At 68.0% G+C, this 20,493-nt stretch carries 18 protein-coding genes and 1 tRNA gene; 9 read left to right on the top strand and 10 right to left on the bottom strand.

Features of this window, described 5'->3' with window-relative positions:
• The first annotated feature begins 52 nt into the window (after nucleotides 1-52).
• From KO481_RS28825 to KO481_RS28815, 3 genes are read left to right on the top strand one after another with little or no spacing between them, the layout of a single operon-like run.
• Nucleotides 53-1,054: an ABC transporter permease gene (locus KO481_RS28825; protein WP_215917554.1), complete on the top strand. Its 1,002-nt coding sequence runs from the start codon at nucleotides 53-55 to the stop codon at nucleotides 1,052-1,054.
• Nucleotides 1,051-1,854 (top strand): ATP-binding cassette domain-containing protein, encoded by an 804-nt coding sequence (locus KO481_RS28820; protein WP_308166597.1) that lies wholly within the window; start codon nucleotides 1,051-1,053, stop codon nucleotides 1,852-1,854. Before KO481_RS28825 ends, KO481_RS28820 begins: the two co-directional genes overlap by 4 nt.
• Nucleotides 1,841-2,812, top strand: a complete 972-nt coding sequence (locus KO481_RS28815) for a carbohydrate kinase family protein (RefSeq protein ID WP_215917555.1) — start codon at nucleotides 1,841-1,843, stop codon at nucleotides 2,810-2,812. The genes KO481_RS28820 and KO481_RS28815 overlap by 14 nt, the downstream gene beginning before the upstream one ends.
• A gap of 143 nt (nucleotides 2,813-2,955) precedes the next feature.
• Here KO481_RS28815 and KO481_RS28810 read toward each other — a convergent pair whose 3' ends face one another.
• Nucleotides 2,956-3,561 carry a TetR/AcrR family transcriptional regulator gene (locus tag KO481_RS28810; RefSeq protein ID WP_215917556.1) on the bottom strand — a complete coding sequence of 202 codons (606 nt, stop codon included), beginning with the start codon at nucleotides 3,559-3,561 and terminating at the stop codon, nucleotides 2,956-2,958.
• Nucleotides 3,562-3,646: 85 nt separating this feature from the next.
• On the opposite strand from KO481_RS28810, the gene KO481_RS28805 reads away from it, so the two are divergent.
• Complete coding sequence (locus tag KO481_RS28805; RefSeq protein WP_215917557.1) at nucleotides 3,647-4,567, top strand: NADP-dependent oxidoreductase; 921 nt, start codon at nucleotides 3,647-3,649, stop codon at nucleotides 4,565-4,567.
• Between the two features lie 456 nt (nucleotides 4,568-5,023).
• Here the strand turns inward: KO481_RS28805 and KO481_RS28800 are convergent, their stop codons facing one another.
• Nucleotides 5,024-5,728 carry a hypothetical protein gene (locus KO481_RS28800; RefSeq protein WP_215917558.1) on the bottom strand — a complete coding sequence of 235 codons (705 nt, stop codon included), beginning with the start codon at nucleotides 5,726-5,728 and terminating at the stop codon, nucleotides 5,024-5,026.
• Nucleotides 5,729-5,979: 251 nt separating this feature from the next.
• On the opposite strand from KO481_RS28800, the gene KO481_RS28795 reads away from it, so the two are divergent.
• Together KO481_RS28795 and KO481_RS28790 are read left to right on the top strand one after the other, a co-directional pair.
• Nucleotides 5,980-6,684 (top strand): response regulator transcription factor, encoded by a 705-nt coding sequence (locus KO481_RS28795; protein WP_215917887.1) that lies wholly within the window; start codon nucleotides 5,980-5,982, stop codon nucleotides 6,682-6,684.
• Nucleotides 6,685-6,883: 199 nt separating this feature from the next.
• Complete coding sequence (locus KO481_RS28790) at nucleotides 6,884-8,353, top strand: sensor histidine kinase (protein ID WP_372452042.1); 1,470 nt, start codon at nucleotides 6,884-6,886, stop codon at nucleotides 8,351-8,353.
• Between the two features lie 75 nt (nucleotides 8,354-8,428).
• On the opposite strand, the gene KO481_RS28785 is transcribed toward KO481_RS28790, so the two are convergent.
• The 3 genes from KO481_RS28785 to KO481_RS28775 all read right to left on the bottom strand — a co-directional run bounded on the left by KO481_RS28785 (nucleotide 8,429) and on the right by KO481_RS28775 (nucleotide 11,576).
• On the bottom strand, nucleotides 8,429-8,935 hold the full coding sequence (locus tag KO481_RS28785) for a GNAT family N-acetyltransferase (RefSeq protein WP_308166598.1): 507 nt from the start codon (nucleotides 8,933-8,935) through the stop codon (nucleotides 8,429-8,431).
• Entirely contained in the window at nucleotides 8,932-9,201 is a 270-nt protein-coding gene (locus KO481_RS28780; protein ID WP_215917560.1) for a type II toxin-antitoxin system TacA family antitoxin, read from the bottom strand. The genes KO481_RS28785 and KO481_RS28780 overlap by 4 nt, the downstream gene beginning before the upstream one ends.
• Nucleotides 9,202-9,497: 296 nt before the next feature.
• Nucleotides 9,498-11,576: an ArnT family glycosyltransferase gene (locus KO481_RS28775; protein ID WP_215917561.1), complete on the bottom strand. Its 2,079-nt coding sequence runs from the start codon at nucleotides 11,574-11,576 to the stop codon at nucleotides 9,498-9,500.
• Nucleotides 11,577-11,804: 228 nt separating this feature from the next.
• Between KO481_RS28775 and KO481_RS28770 the strand changes: the two genes are divergently transcribed.
• Nucleotides 11,805-11,877, top strand: a tRNA-Gly gene (locus KO481_RS28770).
• Nucleotides 11,878-11,932: 55 nt separating this feature from the next.
• Here the strand turns inward: KO481_RS28770 and KO481_RS28765 are convergent.
• On the bottom strand, nucleotides 11,933-13,969 hold the full coding sequence (locus tag KO481_RS28765) for a glycosyltransferase family 39 protein (protein WP_372452017.1): 2,037 nt from the start codon (nucleotides 13,967-13,969) through the stop codon (nucleotides 11,933-11,935).
• Between the two features lie 715 nt (nucleotides 13,970-14,684).
• Here KO481_RS28765 and KO481_RS44075 point away from each other — a divergent pair.
• Nucleotides 14,685-14,813, top strand: coding sequence for a hypothetical protein (locus KO481_RS44075; RefSeq protein WP_281066087.1), 129 nt, complete (start codon nucleotides 14,685-14,687; stop codon nucleotides 14,811-14,813).
• A 253-nt stretch (nucleotides 14,814-15,066) separates the two neighbouring features.
• On the opposite strand, the gene KO481_RS28760 is transcribed toward KO481_RS44075, so the two are convergent.
• The 4 genes from KO481_RS28760 to KO481_RS28745 all read right to left on the bottom strand — a co-directional run bounded on the left by KO481_RS28760 (nucleotide 15,067) and on the right by KO481_RS28745 (nucleotide 19,766).
• Nucleotides 15,067-16,176: a pentapeptide repeat-containing protein gene (locus KO481_RS28760; protein ID WP_215917563.1), complete on the bottom strand. Its 1,110-nt coding sequence runs from the start codon at nucleotides 16,174-16,176 to the stop codon at nucleotides 15,067-15,069.
• A gap of 349 nt (nucleotides 16,177-16,525) precedes the next feature.
• Nucleotides 16,526-17,740, bottom strand: a complete 1,215-nt coding sequence (locus KO481_RS44450) for a DUF445 domain-containing protein (protein WP_215917564.1) — start codon at nucleotides 17,738-17,740, stop codon at nucleotides 16,526-16,528.
• A 98-nt stretch (nucleotides 17,741-17,838) separates the two neighbouring features.
• Nucleotides 17,839-18,273, bottom strand: a complete 435-nt coding sequence (locus KO481_RS28750) for a nuclear transport factor 2 family protein (protein WP_215917565.1) — start codon at nucleotides 18,271-18,273, stop codon at nucleotides 17,839-17,841.
• A gap of 95 nt (nucleotides 18,274-18,368) precedes the next feature.
• A complete protein-coding gene (locus KO481_RS28745; protein WP_215917566.1) occupies nucleotides 18,369-19,766 on the bottom strand; it encodes an amidase in 1,398 nt (465 codons plus the stop codon).
• Nucleotides 19,767-19,855: 89 nt separating this feature from the next.
• Between KO481_RS28745 and KO481_RS28740 the strand changes: the two genes are divergently transcribed.
• The gene (locus KO481_RS28740) at nucleotides 19,856-20,479 is read left to right on the top strand and encodes a TetR/AcrR family transcriptional regulator (protein ID WP_215917567.1); all 624 of its coding nucleotides are present in this window, start codon (nucleotides 19,856-19,858) and stop codon (nucleotides 20,477-20,479) included.
• The last annotated feature ends 14 nt before the right edge of the window (nucleotides 20,480-20,493 follow it).

Below are 20,493 nucleotides of genomic sequence, written 5' to 3'. Positions count from 1 at the left end.
ACATCCGGCCGGTCCGGCAGTGCATCATTCAGCCGATATTCGAAGGATCCGCATGACTGCTACAACCACATCGAAGGCGCCGCCGAAATCGGTGTCCGCATTGGCGAGCCGGGTGCTGAGCTTCCCGAACTTCGGCCCGATTGCGGTCATCCTCATCACGATCATCATCTTCTCCTCCGAGTCCGACCGGTTCCTGACTGGCGGAAACTTCTCGCTGATCGTGCAGCAGGTGATGGTGGTCGGCACCCTCGCCATCGGGCAGACGCTGATCATCCTCACCGCGGGCATCGACCTGTCCAACGGCGCGGTGATGGCGCTGGGCAATATCGCGATCACCAAACTGGCCGTGAACTCGGGGCTGCCGCCGCTGCTGGCGATCGTGCTCGGGCTCGCGCTGACCGCGGCGTTCGGGCTGGTGAACGGGTCGCTGGTGAGCATGGTCAAACTGCCGCCGTTCATCGTCACGCTCGGCACCTACGGCGTGGCCTTCGCGCTGACCCATATCTATTCGGGGGAGCAGACGATCTCGGGCCTGCCCTCGATGCTCACCTTCTTCGACAAGACCTTTCCGCTGGGCAGCACCGACATCACCTACGGATCGGTGGCGATGCTGGTGCTGTTCGCGGTGGCCTGGTACGTGCTGCGGCAGACCTCGGCGGGACGGCACATCTACGCGGTGGGCAACAATCCCGAGGCCGCCCGGTTGAGCGGAATCGACACGCGCCGAGTACTTCTCGGCGTCTACACCGTCGCCGGGCTGATCTACGGACTGGCCGCGCTGCTGCTGATCGCACGCACCGGGGTCGGCGATCCGAACGCGGGGCAGACCGACAACCTCGACTCGATCACCGCGGTGGTCCTGGGCGGCACCAGCCTGTTCGGCGGGCGCGGCAGCGTGATCGGCACCCTGCTGGGCGCGCTGATCGTCGGTATCATCCGAAACGGCCTGCAGCTCATGGGAGTTTCCTCGATCTACCAGACCCTGATCACCGGCATCCTGGTGATCGCCGCGGTGACGGTGGATCAATTCAACCGCAGGAGGCAGCAGCGGTGAGTGAGCAGACTGACGCGAAACAGCCTGTGTTGCAGGCGAAGGGGCTGGTCAAGCGCTACGGTCAGGTCACCGCGCTGGACGGCGCCGACTTCGACCTGTATCCGAACGAGATCCTCGCGGTGATCGGCGACAACGGCGCCGGGAAATCCACTCTCATCAAGGCACTCTCGGGGGCGGTGGCGCCGGACGAGGGCGAGATCCTGGTCGATGGCAAGCCGGTCCGGTTTCGCCGCCCTATCGATGCGCGCCGCGCGGGCATCGAGACCGTGTACCAGGATCTGGCCGTCGCCCCCGCGCTCGATATCGCCGACAATCTGTTCCTGGGCAGGGAATTACGCCGTCGCGGGGTGCTGGGATCGGTGTTCCGGATGCTGGACAAGGAGCGGATGGTCCGGGAATCCCAGGAGCACATGGCGAATCTGAAGATCGGCATCCGCTCGATGAAGCAGCCGGTGGAGACCCTCTCGGGCGGGCAGCGCCAGGGTGTGGCGGTGGCGCGCAGCGCGGCCTTCGCCCAGCACGTGGTGATCATGGACGAGCCGACCGCGGCGCTGGGGGTCAAGGAGACCGGCATGGTGCTGGACCTGATCCGCCAGGTCCGCGATCGCGGGTTGGCGGTCATCGTGATCAGCCACAACATGCCCAATGTCTTCGAGATCGCCGACCGCGTGCACATCCAGCGGCTCGGACGGCGGGTGGCGGTGATCGAACCGCACGAGTTCTCCATGTCCGATGCGGTCGCGATCATGACCGGGGCCATGGCGGGCGAGGAGGTGGACAACCATCGTGTCCGGGACTGAGCGGGGCACGGGGGTGATCGCCGTCGCGGGTGAGGCTTTGGTGGACATGGTGCCCACCGGTGCGCCGGGGGAGTTCGCGGCGATGCCGGGCGGCAGCCCCACTAATGTGGCCGTCGGCCTGGTCCGGCTCGATGTTCCGGTCCGGATGCTCGCCCGGATCGGCACCGGCACGCTCGGGGACAGGGTCCGGAACTTCCTGCGCGACAACGCCATCGGCCTCGATCATGCGATCCAGGGCAGCGAGCCGACCTCGCTGGCGCTGCTGGATCTGGACGCCGACGGCGTGGCCCGCTACGACTTCCGCATCGACGGCACCGCGGACTGGCAGTGGACCGATGCCGAACTCGGGCCCGCCCTGGACGGTGACGTGGCGGCCCTGCACACCGGCTCGCTGGCGATGACGCAGCGGCCCGGCGCGGATGCGCTGCTGCGCCTGGTCGAGCGCGCGCGGGCGACAGCGACCATCTCCTATGACCCGAATATGCGTCCGCAGTTGATGATTCACGACGACGCCCGGGCGCGCGTGGAGACGATGCTGGGCCTGGCCGACGTCCTGAAGGTCAGCTCTGAGGATCTGGCCTGGCTGTATCCGGACCGAGCGCCCGAAGACGTGCTGACCGACTGGGCCTGCCGGGGCCCAGCGCTGGTCGTGGTCACGCTTGGCGGCGAGGGCGCCTTGGCCGCCACCGCCGAGGATCCCAGGCCGATCCGTCGTCCGGGCGTACCGATCGAGCTGGTGGACACCGTCGGCGCGGGCGACGCCTTCGCCGGCGGCCTGCTCGCGGGTCTGCACCGCCGGGACCTACTCGGCGCGCATCGGCGAAAGGCGTTGCGCGCGTTGGAGAGCGCGGAGCTGATTGCGATCGTGGATGAGGCGATGCTGGTGGCTGCGCTGACCTGCGGGCGGCGCGGAGCCGATCCGCCGACCACGCGGGAGGTGCGCGCCGCACAGTTGTGAGCGAGCCCAGGGGGCGCCGACCCCGGCTCGGTCCTGATCATGAGGGGCTGTGCGGCTTCCGTGACCCGCGCGGCTCCAGCACGCCGCGGCACGGCGATTCGCCGGGGCGGCCGCCGCGATTCGCGCCGGTCCGGAACGGCCGATTACGTACCGGAACCTGGTGATTCGCCGGAGGCGATCGCACTCGGTGCGCCGTCGGCCGCGACGGCGACCAGATCCGCGGCGCTGGCCCAGAGCACCTCGGCGTAGTCGGCATTCTCGTCGGCCATGCACCTCTCGGCGGTCAGCCGCATCACGGCCATCCCGAGATCGGTGGCCAGCCGCGCGGTCTCGCGGTCGTGCCCGCGGCGCAGCAGTGCGGCCGTGAGGGCCTCGGACAGCGAGACGAGCTTGATCAACTCTCGCTCTCGCAATGGCGGATTCGCCGCGATGATCGCCGCGCGCCGCTCCAGGTGCTCGCGCGGACGGAACACCGCCGTCGCGGTGGTGCACGCGGTCAGCAGCGTGCGCAGCGCACCCGTGCCCGCGGGGACGGCCTCGATGGCGGCGACGAGGTGCTCCTCGAGTTCCCGGCCGCCGCCGAACAGCACCTCTCGCTTGTCGGAGAACCATCGGTAGAACGACCGCTCGGTGAGGTTCGCGCGCCGCGCGATCTGCGCGACCGTCGTGCGGTCGTAGCCCTGCTCCTCGAACAGGTCCAGGGCCGCCTCTGCGAGCCGATCAGGGGTATTGCCTTCCCACCGTGCCATGCCGCGATTCTAGCGACAGCAGATGCTGTCGTCACTCTGGTAGCGTTGGTGACGACAGATGTTGTCGTCACTTGGGAGATCACTCATGCGCACCCTTCGCTTTCACACCTACGGAGAGGCGGCCGACGTGCTGCGAATCGACGACGCCCCGGTCCCGGACCCCGGTTCGGGCCAGATCCGCATCGCGGTGCAGGCCTGCGGACTGAACCCGGCCGACTGGGCGCTGTGCGGTGGGCTGTACCCCGGCGACCTGCCGCGCGGGATCGGCCTGGAGGTGTCCGGGACCGTCGACGCCGTCGGTGACGACGTGACCGGGGTCGACATCGGCGATCCGGTGTTCGGGACCGCGCCCTTCACCGGTCCGACCGCGGGCGCGTCCGAGTACGCACTGCTCGACCTGTGGTTCGCGCGTCCGTCCGGGCTCGAGGCGGTGGCCGCCGCCGCGCTGCCGATGGCCGTCGGAACGGCGTACGTGGCCGTGGATGTGCTCGGCGTCGGTTCCGGCACCACCGTGCTCGTGCACGGCGCAGGCACCACCACCGGGTACGCCGCGGTGCAGATCGCCCTCGGGCGCGGCGCCCGCGTGATCGCCACGGCGGGCGAGACGTACGCCGATGCCCTCCGCGCCGCCGGCGCCGAGGTCACGAGCTACGGGGAGGGCATGGCGGAACGAGTGACGGCGCTGGCGGGTGGGCCGGTCGAACTCGCCCTCGACACCGCGCCGTTCAGCAACGCGCTGACTGAACTCGTGCGCACGGTCAAGGAACCCGAACACGTGCTGACGCTCGGAATCGACCCGGTGGCAAAGGAACTCGGCGTGCGCTCCGCGTTGGACACCGGCGCGATGCCGCGTTACGACGTGCTGGGCGAATTTGCACAGCTCGCCGCCGAAGGTCGGTTCTCCGTCCCGGTGGCCCGCACATTTCCGCTGGAGGACTGGCGTACCGCCCTCGAGCTCAGCGGGTCGCACCGGGCGCACGGCAAGCTGGTGCTCCAGATCGGGTAGTGCCGCAACGGTATTCGGCTAGCCCGGTCACTCCTGCGTGCCTTCGCCCCGGATGGGCGGTGCTAACCTGCCCGCGTCCCGGCTCGACCCGATCGGGATACCCGGTATAGCGGCGATGATCGGGTCCGGTCAGGCCGGGATGCTTGGTGTAGCGGTGACGGTAGGCTCGGTCCGGTCGGGATGGTTGGTGTAGCGGTGACGGTCGGCTCGGTCCGGTCGGGATGTATACCCAGCGCGGTCGGGATGCATAGCGAGGCAGCGACGATCCGGACCGGCTCAGGGGTGCGAGGCTTCGGTAGCCATCGGGACAGTTCCGGCCAGGATGCGCTGTGTGACAGCAACTATCGGCCCGCCCCAACCGACAGCGCGACGGTGGCCACAGTGCGTTCCGGTGCGGACGTTCGGGATGACGGAGGCGCCGGGCGGTGTCGGCGCGGTGCCGACCGGCCGGGCGTATCAGTTGGGCGCGCCGACCGGGTCGGCGGCCGGGTTGCCCGCGCCCGGACCGAATTGGCCGGGGCCGCTGGACATCTGGTTCGGGGCTGCTGCACCGTTCATCGCTCCTGGGCCACCCGTCCCGTCCATCCGGTTCCACCGCCCGCCGCCGGGCCGGGCGGCTGTCCCCTCGGTGACGACGGTGGTGGTGGACGTGCCGTTCGCATCGGTGGCCCGGATGCTCACCGTGTCACCGACTTTCACGCCCGAGGTTTCGCGCGTGTCCGATCCGATGGTGTAAGTGTGGGTGTAGTTGTCGGCGCTCTTGGCGGTGATCGAATCGGCCGAGACGGCGGTGACGGTGCCGGTCTGGGTCAGCTCGGTGGTGTAGTCGCCGTTGCCGTCCGAGACGACGAACTGGCCGTGCAGAGCCCCGCCCATCGGACCGGAGAAGCTGCCCCCGCCGTTGTTCGAGCCGCCGGGACTGTTCATGCCGGGGTCGTTCATGCTCATGCCGGGGCCGCCCGGGCCGCGATGGTCGCCGGTGGAACTGCCGGAGGCGGCATAGATCACACCGCCGCCCACCGCGGCGATCGCCGCGGCAACGCCCACGGTCGCGAGGGTCTTGCGTGTCGTCCACAGGGACGGCGTGGTCTGCGGTGCGCCCCAGGCGGGCTGGCTCGCCGCGGGCTCTTCGGGGCTCGCGGGCTGTAGGGGATCGGTCATCGTCGAAAGCTCCTGTGCGGTGCGGACCCGGCGGACCGGGCGGTTTCGCTCCACCGTGGGTGGCGAATGTAGGTGCGCGCTGTGTGCGGGCCCAGCGCGCGATATGTGCGCCGTTCGCGGGCAGTGTCGGGCGGCCGGTGAGGTTCACAGTTTGCGCACAGCCAAGGCAAAGCTCGCTCCGAGCGCGACCGCCGATCATGGTTGATGTGACAGCGACGACCAGTGCCAATGCCCCGATCGATCGACCCGTGATGCGCCGCGCCGACGGCACCCCGGTCACGGTGCTGGTCGTGGACGACGAGCCGATGCTCGCCGAGATGCTCTCGATGGCATTGCGCTTCGAGGGCTGGGAGGTGCTCACGGCTGGTGACGGCCGCACCGCGATGGCCCGCGCCCGCGAGACCCGCCCCGACGTGGTGGTTCTCGACGTGATGCTGCCGGATATGACCGGGCTGCAGGTCCTGGGCCGGCTGCGCGAACAGATCCCGCATCTGCCGGTGCTGCTGCTGACCGCCAAGGATTCGGTGGAGGACCGCATCGCGGGGCTGACCGCGGGCGGCGACGACTATGTCACCAAGCCGTTCAGCATCGAGGAGGTCGTGCTGCGGCTGCGGGCGCTGTTGCGGCGCACCGGAATCACCATGCGCGACAGCGGGGCCCAGATAGTCGTGGGAGATCTCGTGCTGGACGAGGACAGCCACGAGGTCACCCGGGCCGGCGAGCCGATCACGTTGACCTCCACCGAATTCGAGCTGCTGCGGTTCTTCATGCGCAACCCGAAGCGGGTGCTGAGCAAGGCACAGATCCTCGATCGCGTCTGGAGTTACGACTTCGGCGGCACCTCCAACATCGTCGAACTGTATGTCTCCTATCTGCGCAAGAAGATCGACAGCGGGCGCGATCCGATGATTCACACGCTTCGGGGGGCCGGGTATGTCCTCAAACCTGCTACCTGAACCGCCGGTGCCGGGGGCCGCGGCGTATCCGCTGGGGCCCGTGCGCGTGCCCGGATCGCCGACCGAGGGGGCGGAATCCGTTGTGCACCAGGGGAAAAAGGCTCGTGCCCGGAGGATGTCCAGTCGCGCGGGCGCGCGAGGCGAGGAATGCACCGCTCACCGCTACCGGCGGTGGTCTCCGCGGCGCTGGTCGCTGCGGATGCGGCTGCTGGTGGGCCAGGTGCTGCTGCTGGTGACGGTGGTGGTCGGCATCGGCGCCGCGACCGAGCTTGCGCTGCACCAGTTTCTGGTACATCAGCTCGATACCCAGCTCGTCGACATGGAGAAGCGAGCGGTTATCGAATCCGGCGGCGGACCGATCGTCGGGCCCGTGCCCACCGGCCGCATCGGCCATCCGCCGCCTCCGCCCGATTCCGACGGGTCCGAACCGGGCCCGAACTTCCTCGATCATCCCGGCAATCAGCCCAATGCCGTCGGCGCCCTGCTCGAGCACGGAAGTGTCACGGCCGCAGGGAGAATCGGCACCGACGGTGGCGTGGTCGCGCTGTCGGACACGGCTCGCACGCAGGTGGCCGCCGTCGCGGCCGACGCGAAGCCCGTCACGATCGATCTTGACGGCGCGGGCAGCTATCGCGTCGTGGCGGCGACGACCTGGAAGGGCGGCACGGTGGTCGCGGGCCTGCCGCTGGCATCGGTGGACGCGACGATCGTGTGGGCGCTGGTGGTGTCGATCGTCGTCACGCTCGTCGCGCTGGTCGTCGCCGTCACCGTGGGGGTCTGGGTGATCCGCCGTGCCCTGGCGCCACTGGACCGCGTCGCCGCGACCGCGGCCCGGGTCGCCGATCTGCCGCTGGACCGCGGGGAAGTCGAACTGCCCGTGCGGGTTCCGGCCGATGACGCCGATCCGGGGACCGAGGTCGGCAAACTCGGCGCCGCGGTCAACCGGATGCTCGACCACATCGCCGGCGCGCTCTCGGCCCGGCACGCCAGTGAGGTTCGCGTGCGCCAGTTCGTCGCCGACGCGAGCCACGAGCTGCGCACGCCCCTGGCCGCGATCCGCGGCTATACCGAACTGGCCCAGCGCAATCGGGACGAGGTGTCCCCGTCCGTGGCCGACGCGATGAGCCGGGTGGATGCCGCGGCACATCGCATGTCCGGGCTCGTGGAGGATCTGCTGCTGCTGGCCCGGCTGGACTCGGGCCGCCCGCTCGAGCGTCGGCCCGTCGACCTGACCCCGCTCACCGTGGACGCCGTGAGCGACGCCCACATCGCGGGCTCGGATCATCGCTGGGACCTGAAACTGCCCGACCGGCCGGTGGTGATCGACGGCGATGCCGCGCGCCTGCACCAGGTGCTGGCGAATCTGCTGACCAATGCCCGCGTGCACACCCCGCCCGGCACCACCGTCACCGCCGCGCTCGGCGTCGACGCCGCCGGGGCCGCGGTGTGGACGGTCCGCGACGACGGCCCCGGCATCCCCGCCGACCTGCAGCCGGAGATCTTCCAGCGCTTCGCCCGCGGCGACTCCTCCCGCTCCCGCCACGCGGGCAGCACCGGCCTGGGCCTGGCCATCGTCGCGGCTGTCGTCAAGGCCCACGGCGGCGATATCGCCGTGGACAGCGTCCCCGGCAGCACGGAGTTCACCGTCCGCCTCCCGATCGCCGACTGAGGTCCGCCCGACCGCCGTCTACATGTTGATTTCCGCGCCAATGAAGCGACGTGGGTCAGTCCATCACTCCACCGGTCAGCCGATGCCAAACGCTGCGAGAGCGGTCGACATCTTCATGACAAGGCGACCTGGCGTGTTCTCGACAGGGATGAAGTTGTACTTCTGATAGAAGCGGAACGCGGACTCATCGATCGCATCGACAACGATGAGCCGGCCGCCCGACACCTGCGCGGCTCCCATCATCTTCGAGATGGCGTCGATGAGAAGGTCGGTCCCGTACCCCTGACCGTGGAGGGACGAATCGAGGGCGAACTTGGCGAGGAGGAATGCGGGCACAGATCGCATTCCAGCTGCCAGATTGCTCGAGATGCCGTCTTCGGCACGATTGACCGAGGTCGGCGCGATGGAGTAGTACGCCCTGACGGCTGGGTCGTCGTCGAGGACCCAGACGTACGTCCGGCTCGTCATTCCTTTGTCCGCGGCGAGGGCTTTGGTCTGCAACCACTTGTTCAGAACCTCTTTGCCGCAGTCGAACTGTGACACGTCGTGTTCGGCCGTGAGGCCGGTCGAGATCAGAGTCACTTGCGCACGAACCTCCGGCCCCGAGCCACGGCCTTGGCCAGTTCGGGGGCGTCGTCGGCGGTGTCCAGCGATCGGATCATGGCGTCGAACTGCTCGGCGGGCATCAGTGTGCGACTGGCCAGTGCGAGCACCTGATCAGCACGTTGCATTGCCGCGTTACGAACGAAGTCCGTCACCGTCTCACCGACGGCCGACGCCGCCGCTTCGATCTGATTGCGGCCGTCTTCGGCCAGTCTTATCTCGAATCGTTCCGTCTTGGCGCTCATCGCAGTGACCTCGCTTGGGTTCTGACAACCGCCTGGTGAGCTGGGGGTGAAGCTGACGAGTCTCGGCGTCGTGTGTGGTGTGATCCAAATAGATACTGCCTAATGTACGGGCATTGTCCGTACATTGCGAGCGACTTGGCTGTGCCGAAGATCTTCGCAGGTCAGACCCTTAACCCAGGCATCTGGCAGCGGTTCCTCGTCTTCGCGCAGCGGACCCTGCGGGACTGAACTACGTCGCACACAACGACGGTTCTGTATCCGGATGGGGGACACAGACCCGTCGTCGCGTGGTGCGATCAGGAAATCGGCTTGGTCAGGTCGTAGACCGTGGTACCGCCGACGGTGGTCGCGGTGTAGTGCTGTTCCACCCAGGTGGTGATCTGCGATCCCACACCCGAATCGCCGCCGCCCGGGCCGTGGCCGCCACCGGCGATGAAGTAGTGGATATCGCCGTTGGCCACGTACTGCTCGAACTGGGCGAGGGTCGGTGACGGGTCGCTGCCGGTGAAGCCGCCGATCGCCATGACCGATGCGCCGGTGGACAATTCGAGGCTGCCCGCCGATTGGGAACCGATCGCCGCGGCGGCCCAGCGGTAGTTGGAGCTGGATTTCACCAGTTGCTGCAGGGCGGTGTTGTTGTCCGAGCCGCCGCCGAAGCCGCCCTGACCATCGGGCGCCGCACCATTACCCGAGGTCGTCGTGCCCAAGGCAGCTGCGCCCGGAGCCCCGCCTGCGCCGGGCGCCTTCGAGCCTTTCGTACCCGAAGCCGCGATCCCCGAGGCCGTCGAATCGCCTGTGCCGGAACCGCTGTGCCGAACCCACGTCCCGCCGCCGAATCCGCCCGGCCCGCCGAACCCGTGTCCGGCAGTCGGGCCCGAGGTCGGGATCGATCCGGTGTGCACCGTGGCCACGGTGTCGATGGTGTACGCGGTGGAGCCCGCCAGTCCGAACAGCAGGCCCGCCGCGGCGACGATCACCGTGAGCCGGCCCAGCTGATGCGCGCCGACGATGAGGACGGCCGCGACCACGATCGAGCCGATGAGCACGATCCAGCGCAGCGCCGGATACCACTCGGGCGTGCGATCCAGCAGCACGAAGTTCCAGACTCCGGTGGCGGCCAGCATCGCGCCGAGCACGCCACGCGCCGCGAAATGGCTCCTGCCGCGCCATAATTCGGTGACCGCGATGCCCAGCAGCGCCGCGACGGCGGGCGCCAGCGCGATCATGTAGTACGGGTGGATGGTGCCCTGCATGAAGCTGAAGACGATGCCGGTGACCAGCAGCCAACCGCCCCACAGGATCAGGCCCGCCCGGGTACGGCCCGTGCGCGGCGTGCGGCGCGTGAACCACAGGCCCGCAAGCAATCCGATCAGCGCCGCGGGCAGCAACCAGGAGATCTCGGTGCCGAACGACGCGCCGAACAGGCGGGTGATGCCGGTGCTGCCGCCGAATGCGTTACTGCCGCCGCCCATTCCGCCGCCACCGCCGTTGCCTTCGCCGCCGAACACCCGGCCCAGGCCGTTGTATCCCAGGGCCAGCTCCAGCAGGCTGTTGTTCGTCGAGCCGCCGATGTAGGGCCGGGATGCGCTGGGCCACAGGGCAACCAGGGCCACGAACCAGCCGCCGGATACCACCATCGCGACGCACGCGCCCAGCAGTTTCACGATCCGGTGCCGCAGGGCGATCGGCGCGGCAACCAGGAAGACCAGCCCCAGTGCGGGCAGCACCAGGAAGGCCTGCAGCAGCTTGGCCAGGAACCCGAAGCCCACCGCGACGCCGGCCAAGGCCAGCCAGCGCCCGCTGCCGTTCTCGGTCGCGCGCACCGTGCAGTAGGCGGCCACCACCAGCAGCAGAACCAGTAGCGCGTCCGGGTTGTTGAACCGGAACATCAGCGCGGCAACCGGGGTGAGTGCCAGCGCCGCACCGGCCAGCAGACCGGCGGCCGGACCGCTCCAGCGCCGCACCGCCGCGTACACCAGCGCCACCGAGGCCACGCCCATCAGGGCCTCGGGCAGCAGCATCGAGAACGAACCGAAGCCCAGCAACCGTCCCGACAGGGCCATCACCCACATCGCCGCGGGCGGCTTGTCGACGGTGATGGAGTTGCCCGGGTCGAGCGAGCCGAACAGCAGCGCCTTCCAGCTTTTCGTCCCGGACTGCACCGCCGCGGCGTAGAAGTCGTTGGCCCACCCGTTGCGGGTCAGACCCCACAGGTAGAGGAATGCGGCGGTGACCAGCAGCGTCCACAGGCAGGGGCGGGCCCAGCGCGACTGGTCGCGCGGTCCGCACACCCAGCGGCGCCACGACGGGCGCCGCGGCGGGTCGATTCGTTCGACGGGTACGCCCTCGCGTACGGGCGCGTCGGTGATCGTCATGGTGGTCCTCTCGTTGTTACCACGAGCATCGGCCGCCGCAATGGGCTGAGAATTGGTCCGTCCTGTGCGGCCCCTGTGAGGACGGAGATCACATTTCCGGGTCCTGTGGGCTGTTTGCGGGCGTGCGCGGGAAACAGCCGCCGGGCGCGACATCCCCCATTAACCTGGCGATTCGATATTTTCCCGCCCGGTGGGCTATCGTTTCTTCTCGTCGCGGGAACGCGACATGCGGATGTAGCGCAGCTGGTAGCGCATCACCTTGCCAAGGTGAGGGTCGCGGGTTCGAATCCCGTCATCCGCTCAATCGCGCGAAACCCCCGTCCGGATCCTGGACGGGGGTTTCGTCATTGTCGGGGTCAGGAGAGCGGGGCGGTCAGGTCGTAGACCGTGGTGCCGTCGATCGTCTGCGGGGTGAAATGAGCCTTGACCCAGGCGGCGATCTCGTCGGACGCCTGACTGCCGCCGGACGAGGCGCCGCCGCGCATGCCGCGCATCATCGCGGCCGCGATGTAGTAGTGGATCTTGTGTTGCGCCACAGAGGTTTCGAACTGCTGCAGCGTGGGGGCCGGGTCGGTGCCGTTGTAGCCGCCGATGGCCATGACCGGATCGCCGGTGGCCAACTGGTATCCGGCCGCGTTGTCGGAGCCCGTGGTGGCGGCCACCCAGGTGTAGCCGCTCGCGTTCTTCTTCAGCGCCGCAACGACGTTCGCGCTCGGGGTGGAGCTGCCGAACATGCCTCCCGGGCCGCCGTGGGCACCACCCGGTGTGGTGCCGCCCGTCGTCGAGCCTGCCGCGGTACCGCTGTTCGTCGAGCCGCCGCGGGCCTTGCCCGAGCCCGCAGCACCTCCGAAGGCCGCCGCATTCCCATTGCCCCGCACCGGATTTCCGGCCCCGCCGTGCCAGCCACCCCGGCCGCCGTGACCGCCGGGCCAGCCCGCACCGTCCGGACCCGCCGACGGCATCGCACCGCTGTGCGTGGTCCCCACGGTCGCAATCGAATACGCGGCGGACGCGGCCAATCCGGTGGTAACCGCCAGCAGCAGCGCGACTGTCGCCATCGCCTTCGGCAGCCGATCGGCCACGAGCAACAGGACGCATCCGAGCACGGCGGCCACGGCGATCACCGGCGCCAGCCACGGCAGCCAGTCGGAGGTGCGGCGCAGCAGCACCGAGGCCAGCGCAGCGGTCACCGCCAGCGACCCCGCCAGCACGATCCGGGAGCGAATATCGCTGCGAGACCGCCACATCAGCGCGCCGCCGACCCCCGCTGAGCCGACGATCGCGGGCGCCAGCGCTACCGTGTAGTAGGGATGCAGAATTCCGTTCGCGAAGCTGAACACGCCGCCGGTGACCAGCAGCCAGCCCAGCCACACCAGCAGCGCGGCCCGGGTCCGGTCCGTGCGCGGTGCCCGCCTGGTCACCCACAGCCCGGCCGCGCCCAGGAGCAGCGCCGCCGGGAGCAGCCACGCGATCTGGCCGCCCATCTGATCGCTGAACAGCCGGTTCCAGCCGACATCGAAGTTCGTATTGCCCAGGCCGCCGGTCTCATTGCCGGTCAACCGCCCGACGCCGTTGTAGCCCAGCGCCAGTTCGAGCACGCTGTTGTGCTGCGAGCCGCCGATATAGGGCCGCGAACCCGCGGGCCACAGGGCGACCAGCGCCAGATACCAGCCCGCCGACACCACCATCGCCACCGCCGCGGCCATCGTCTGCAGTAGCCGCTGCCGCCAGGGCCGCTGCGCCGCAATCAGATACACCACGACGAGGGCGGGCAGCACGACGAACGCCTGCATCATCTTGGCCAGGAACCCCAGCCCGACGAAAACGCCTGCGAGCGGCAACCACCATGCGGCAGAATCCTTTTCGACCGCATGCAGCATGCAGTACGCCGCGACGGTGAGCAGCAGCACCAGCAGCGCATCCGGATTGTTGTAGCGGAACATCAACGCCCCCACCGGAGTCAGCGCCAGCGCCGCCCCGGCCGCAATCCCCGCCCAGTGCCCGCTCACCCTGCGTACCGAGGCATACAGCACCGCGACCGCCGCCACCCCCTCCAGCGCCTGCGGAACGAGCAGACTCCACGCATTGAACCCGAACAGCCGCGCCGAGATATCCATCACCCACAGCGCCCCCGGAGTTTTGTCCACGGTGATCGCATTGGCCGCATCACTGGATCCGAACAGCATCGCCTTCCAGCTCGCCGACCCGGCCTGCACGGCTGCGGCATAGAACTGATTGGCCCACCCGCTGGCCCCCAGATCCCAGAGATACAACACCGCCGTCGCCGCCAACAGCGCCGCCAGCGTCACCCGGCGCACCCACCGCGGATGCCCCGCCGAGGGCTCCGCAGGCGCACGCACGTCCACCACAGTTTCCAGCAATGTCGAGGTCACACCCCCAGCCTGCGGACCTTCCGTGGTTCCCAGCTTTGTCGCCCCTGTGCACTCCCTGTGAGCCCCGGCGTGCATCACTTGCCGCGACCAGGATCACCTGTATTGCGGTCCATTCGACTTCGGGTGGATCGAGACTGAACCTGAGCTCCAAGTCTGTCGCCATCTCCGGTGGTTCGATGCGATCATAGAAGGTTCGGAACACTCGAGAGGGGAACGCGTGTCGGAGCTGGCAACTGTCTACCGGTGGAACATCCGGAACGGAACCGGCGTCCTCACCCGGTCGGACGCGCCGCCGGCGTGGTTTCACCTGTCCACCGTCGAGGGGGATCCGCTCTCGTTGCATGAGGGCGATCGGGTGGACGTAGAGATCGAGAGCGTACCGCAGGGGGAATACACATGCAGGGCTATATCGGTGCGCAAACACGACGGATAGCCGCAGCCGTCGCGGCGGTAGTCGCGGTGCTCGTTGTGTATGTTCCGGCGACCGCCTCACCGGGATCGAGCCCGGGACATTACGACTTCCACCCCAACGACACCCGGTACCAGTACGCCGGTCCGCACGGCACATTCACCGGCGACGCGATCTACGCATTCCAGAATCCCGACGGCGGAAATCGATTGATTTGGTCATTGCGTCTGTCGCCGTACGTCCGGGAAGCGCGGGTACCACGACCTGCGCCCCGAAGTGCCAGCGGACTATTGGTGGCATTCCGTCGTGACCGGTCTTCAACTCGACACCCTGTACCGGCTGTACGCCCGCTGCGACTTCACCGCGACCAACGGGGACGTGACGTCCCCAGGATCGGTGGAGTACACAGTGCAGTTCACAATGCACTCCCGTTGATCACCCTTCGTTGTTTCCCGCGCTGGTCAGCTCAGCAGCAGGTGGACCTGTAGTTCGCCGACCAGGAAGCCCAGGATGCCGCCGATCGCCACCAGCTTCCACTCGTCCTGTTTGAAGCGCTTGGTATTCGTTGTCGGTCATCAGGCAGGTCTTTGCCGCGCCCAGGTTGCGCAGGTCGAGGGCGCGCGTCCCCGAAAGGCTGGGTGACGCCCGCTGATACTCCATCGATCAGACTCCCATCGTCGGCGGGTGGTCACGATGACTCCTTCGAAGGCGCCTTCACTGCAGACGCTTCCGTTGTGACGCCATCCCACTGCCGTGCGTCTGCGACTACGGACAAACGGACCAAACCGTCACGGCGCACCGGCTCCCATCCTGGTGGCAGCTGGATCTCCCGCTGTGGATTCACTTGGGTGTTGTAGAAGGCCACCGTCGGAGGTACTGCGGCGAAGCGCATATCCAAATGTCCCTCGAAGCGAACACGGAAGAGGTCCAGCGGCCCCTCGAAAACCACTTCCTGGAAGTCCGCGTCGCTTTCGAACACCGCCTGCTTGAACGTGGTCTCCCCCATGAAGCGAGTACCCGCGAAGTCGGCCAGCCCGCCGAACCGCATTTCATTGAACCAGACGCGATCATGAAAGACGGTGTCGCGGCACCGAAATCGGCCGTCTCCGACAGTCGCCGCTGTGAACTGCGCAGGTCCGGTTGTCACGCAGCCGCCGAGATCCGTGTCGTCGTGGAACGTAGCATTCCTCATGGTGAGCGAACCAACCTTGCGGCCCGACAGATCGAAGTGCGCAACGCAAGCGCCCGTGAGGTCGAGGTCATAGCTGGGACCGGGAGAACTCGCCGGCGGTAGCAGTTGCGCGACGAGTCGTTGGGCGGTCAGCCGAACTTGAAGTTCCCGCTCGGCTTCTGCTCGGTCCGGTACGGCGTCGGGTTTCTCGCCAGCCGCATGCTCCCGGAGATATTCCGGATGGTCGAATGGACGACGCAGATAGGAACAGATCACGTCCAGCACTGTCTGCGTGTAATCTCGTCGACCACGCGAAACACCAGCGAGCGCATGCAGCGCGCCGACCCGCACTTGATCGGCATCGGATCCGAGAAGCTCCACCGATTTTGCGAAGCGTTCGTCTGTTACCCGGTCCCGGTCACGCTCAGCCCGCAGCAACTCCAAATTGTACCGCTCGCGCTCAGTACGCTGTCGATCCTCCTCCACCCTTCGGCGTCGGTCGTTCAACCATAAGGCGTACAACGCGATGACCGAACCTGCTGCCAGTCCACCGGTACGCAGTGCGTCGGAGTGGCTCGTGGTGGAATCGGCGAGCAACAAGCCGCTTACCACGACCAACAACGACACTGACAGACCCAAGGTCAAACTCAGCGGCGACCTCAGCCACGAACGCCCACTCATTGGCTGAACCCTACCTGCGCTCCTGGATTCACGGAGACCACTTCATCTCCGGCCGAGCGGCGACCAACACACGGATGTTGTGCGCCACAGCGCATCTCGCCCTGCAAACCGCGTCACAGGCGTTGAGAACACGCCCACCTCCGGTGCGCCGGTATCACCACGGCCTCCCTACACAAGGCTATGGTCGGCTTGAGGTGGAATCCGTTCTTCCGCTACATCTTCCGGCCAGCGGCACCGGTAGTGCGGGGTGGCGACAGAATTGCCCGGGGACGGTCGCAACCGGTGGTATGAGCTGTCAGTTCAGCAGCAGGTGGACCTGTAGTTCGCCGACCAGGAAGCCCAGGATGCCGCCGATTGCCACCAGCTTCCACTCGTCCTGTTTGAAGGCCGGGCGCAGCAGGCCCTCGTACTCGTTGTCGGTCATCAGGCGGGTCTTCTCCACGACAAGGGTGCGCAGATCGAGGGTGCGCATGGCGTGCTCCTCGAATCCGGCTGCGGCGCTGCGGATGTAGGCGATCATCTCCGGCGCCATGTCGCGTTTGAGGGCGGTGATGCTGTCGCCGGCGACCAGGGTCACCAGCGGTCGCGCGGGTGCGGACTGGGCATCGATGAATTCGCCGATCCTTCTGGAGAGGATGGAGGTGAGGCGGTCCGCGCGATGGCCGTTCAGGACGGCCTCGAGCATCTTTGCCGGGGTGAGGATTTCGGTGGCGATCAGGTCGGCGTAGTCGTTGCAGACCTGTTCGCGGCGCCGGTGGAACAGGCCCTGCCACGGCACGATGCCCAGCACTCGGCGCCGGTCGACCGGACGGAAGATCATCTGCAGCGCCAGCCAGTCCGTGGACAGGCCGGTGAGGCCGCCGAACAGCGGCATCAGCATGGGGGAGTGGGTGAATGCCCAGGTGAACATCTGCACGAAGCCCAGCACCGTGCCGAACAGCAGCCCCGAGCGCACGATGAAGCGCAGCTCGTGATGCCCCACGTGACGCACCATCTTCACCAGCAGCGCCTTGTCGTTGACCAGGGTGTCGATGGCGATGGACCGCAGATCCATCACCTGGTCGAGGTTCAGGCGCAGGTCGGTGACGATGTCCTCGATCAGCTCGGGCACGTCCCGCTGCACGCGGGCGATCATGGCCGTGCGCGCGACCTGCGGCATGGTCACCCAGATCCGCGGTTCGTAGCGCATCATCAGCTGATTCACCATGCGCGCGATGGCGTTGTCCAGGGGTTCGCGCAGGGTGGTGGTGAGTTCGGCGACGTCGACGCGGCCCAGCAGTTCCTGCGGGTCGATCAGCCGGGAGAACATCAGGTCGACCGCGATCGTCGCCATCCGCGGCGCCGCCTTCGGGATCACTCCCTGCCAGCCGAACCAGGGCCGGATGCCGACGAACTCGAGCGGGCGGCACAGCATCTCCACCGCAACTAGCTTGGTGGTCCAGCCGATGAGCGCCGCCACGACCGGTATAGAGCAGTAGAGCATCCAGTGCTGGAGGAAATCGGCGATCACGCGGCCGATCCGAGCCGGAAGAAGCTAGCGAAACCCACCGCGGAACTGTAGCGGGTTCTAGATCTGGTCCGGCGCTTGGCCGGCGGTATCCGCGCCGCTCAGGCGGACGGTGCCACGAACATGTACCCCTTCTCCTCGACCCGCCGCTGGATTCGCCACTGCCCCTCGACGCGCACGAACGTGTCCAGGTACCACAGCCCGCACAGCATCAGGCTCTGCTTGCCCTGCGCGTCCGCGACGAGCATCGGGTTGTGGCACATGGTGCGCGCGGTGGCGGTGTCGCCGTCGACGGCGATCGAGGAATTGCTGATCAGGTGCTGGAACGCCAGGAAATTCGGCAGCATGTCGGCCAGGAATTTCTTGGTGGAGGCCAGGTCGCCCGCGGCGCCGCCCATCGCGGTGTAGTCGATGTACGCATCGGCGGTGAACACCTCGTCCAGTAGATCCCACTGCCGGGTGTCCACCGCATGCGAATATCGCACCATCAGATCCTGGATCTCCATCCGGTCCGATATCTCCTGTAGCGACAACATGCTGACCTCCGGTGATGCGTGCGTGCGGGGTCCATGCCATCAGGAATCCAGTCCGCGCGTCAGCGGATTCGGCGAAATCTCCCGCCGTGTGGAATTCAGTCCTGGATTCGAGGGAAGGGGTTTTCGGCCTCGAGCAGGTAGGCCAGTTCGATCAGGGTGCGCTCGTCGCCGTATGCGGCGGACATGTGCACGCCGACCGGAAGTCCGTCGTCGGTCCGGCCCATCGGCAAGGAGATGGCAGGGGTGCCCGCGATGTTGTTCAGGGGCGTGTAACCCACATAGTGCGTGAGGCGCTCGATCAATTCGGGGAATGGGACCGTCGGCGAAAGATGGCCCAGCGGCGGAGTCGTATGCGAAAGTACCGGCGAGACAACGACTTCGTGCCGCGCGAACATCCGCGCGTACGCGGCCGGAACGCGGCGCAAGCGCCGCAGCGCCCCCGGGGTGCGGTGCGGCGCCTGCCGGTGATGGGCCCGCAGGCCGCGCGACAGGCCGTCGGCCCGGGCGGCGTCGAACGACCGATCCAGGATCAGCTTCCCGGTGCTGATCGCGAGATCGGCCAGCAGCGCCCAGTATTGGACGAAGTCGGCCGCGAACTGCTCGGTGACCGGTAGCGCGATCGGCTCGACGAGGTGACCGGCCTTTTCCAGCAGGGCCGCGGTGTGTTCGACGGCCGCACGCGTCGGCGCGTCCACCTCGGCGCCGGTCACGCTGCGCAGCACGAGCCCCACGCGCAGCCGGCGCCGCGCCGGGCCGTGTACCTGTCCGATCGGTGGCAGCGCCGGGTTGCGCCAGTGATCCTCGGCCGCGGCCACGAATGCCGCGGTATCGCGGACGGTGCGGGTGAGCACGCCCTCCGAAATTATGTGCAGCGGAAGGTGTTTGACCTGCTCCCCGTCGATGTGGCGGCCACGGCTCGGCTTGAGCCCGACGAGTCCGCCGCACGCCGCGGGGATGCGAATCGAGCCACCGCCGTCGTTCGCGTGCGCGATCGGGACCACACCCGAGGCGACGAGCGCGGCCGATCCGCCCGACGACGCGCCGATCGAATGATCGAGATTCCACGGGTTGCGGGCCGGCGATTCGGTCATGTACTCGGTGCTGGCGTTGAAACCGAACTCCGGCAGGCGCGATTTGCCGATCAGCGTCAGGCCGGTGCCACGGAGGTGTTCGGTGTACGCGCCGTCCTTCGCGGCCGGGCGGGCACGGAACGCCTCGCTGCCGTGGCCGGTCGGCAGGCCCGCGACGTCGGTGTTGTCCTTGACGAACGTCGGCACGCCATCGAGGGCGGCGCCGGGGCGGGTGCCGTACCGGGGAGCGTCATAGATCGGGCTGATGACCGCGTTGAGCTGGGGATCGACCAGGCGGGCCCGCTCGATGGCCGCGGCGGCGAGCTCCTGGCGGCTCACCTTTCCGGCGCGGATCAATTCGGCGAGGGCTACCGCGTCGTGTTCGCCGAGGGCGTCGTCGCGAAAGGCGTGGATGGACGTCATAACGGCCAACCCTAGAAGAACTTACAGACTTTGCCCAGGGGGAAACTGTAAGAAGTTACAGAGTTACAGAGATGTTCTAGGGTGGGGATGTGACCGTGCGCCGCCATCGTCCCAGCGCTCAGGCGCGGCGTGAGGCGTTGCTCGAGGCCGTCGTCGAGGTGGTCGCGGCCGCCGGTGTGGCCGGGGTGACCCACCGCGCGGTGACCGAACGGGCCGGGCTGCCCCTGACGACCGTCGGGTACTTCTTCGACTCGATCGATGCGCTGATCGAGGAGGCGCTGCGGGTCTACACCGACACCGACGCGCAGGCTCAGGTGCGGCTCGCCGAATCGCTCGCCGAGGCGCACAGCACGCCCGACGAAGTCCTCGAGGCCCTGGCCTTCACCGCCGCGCCGCGCGATCCGGAAACGCTCGCGCTGTTCGAGGCGTATCTGCACGCCGCGCGGCATCCGGAATACCGAGATTCCATCTCGCACGCGCTGACCGCTGCCCGGACGGTGGCCGTGGCCGGCGTGCGGGCAGCCGGCGGGCCGGATCCGGAGGGCGCCGCCGCGGCGTTCACCGCCCTGGCACACGGGATGGCATTGCACGAACTGGCCGTGCCGGGCGCGATTCCACCCGAGACGGCGCAGGCGGCGTTCCGGGCGCTGTTCCTCGGCTTCCTCGTCGACAACGGCCACGGTGAGCTGGCCATGGAACTGCGGCGGCAGTAGCGGTCCGTGCGCCC

Source organism: Nocardia albiluteola, assembly GCF_018860155.1.
Taxonomy (GTDB): domain Bacteria; phylum Actinomycetota; class Actinomycetes; order Mycobacteriales; family Mycobacteriaceae; genus Nocardia; species Nocardia albiluteola.
Note: the sequence above shows the minus strand (reverse complement) of the source record. Positions and strands in the feature narration are given on the sequence as shown.

What these genes read in the sequence shown, in the direction of transcription:
- KO481_RS28745 (WP_215917566.1), bottom strand. Translation starts at nt 19,766, where the DNA reads ATGACGTCCATCCACGCCTTTCGCGACGACGCCCTCGGCGAACACGAC.
- KO481_RS28750 (WP_215917565.1), bottom strand. Translation starts at nt 18,273, where the DNA reads ATGTTGTCGCTACAGGAGATATCGGACCGGATGGAGATCCAGGATCTG.
- KO481_RS28810 (WP_215917556.1), bottom strand. Translation starts at nt 3,561, where the DNA reads ATGGCACGGTGGGAAGGCAATACCCCTGATCGGCTCGCAGAGGCGGCC.
- KO481_RS28800 (WP_215917558.1), bottom strand. Translation starts at nt 5,728, where the DNA reads ATGACCGATCCCCTACAGCCCGCGAGCCCCGAAGAGCCCGCGGCGAGC.
- KO481_RS28805 (WP_215917557.1), top strand. Translation starts at nt 3,647, where the DNA reads ATGCGCACCCTTCGCTTTCACACCTACGGAGAGGCGGCCGACGTGCTG.
- KO481_RS28825 (WP_215917554.1), top strand. Translation starts at nt 53, where the DNA reads ATGACTGCTACAACCACATCGAAGGCGCCGCCGAAATCGGTGTCCGCA.
- KO481_RS28790 (WP_372452042.1), top strand. Translation starts at nt 6,884, where the DNA reads ATGCGGCTGCTGGTGGGCCAGGTGCTGCTGCTGGTGACGGTGGTGGTC.
- KO481_RS28795 (WP_215917887.1), top strand. Translation starts at nt 5,980, where the DNA reads ATGCGCCGCGCCGACGGCACCCCGGTCACGGTGCTGGTCGTGGACGAC.
- KO481_RS28775 (WP_215917561.1), bottom strand. Translation starts at nt 11,576, where the DNA reads ATGACGATCACCGACGCGCCCGTACGCGAGGGCGTACCCGTCGAACGA.
- KO481_RS28780 (WP_215917560.1), bottom strand. Translation starts at nt 9,201, where the DNA reads ATGAGCGCCAAGACGGAACGATTCGAGATAAGACTGGCCGAAGACGGC.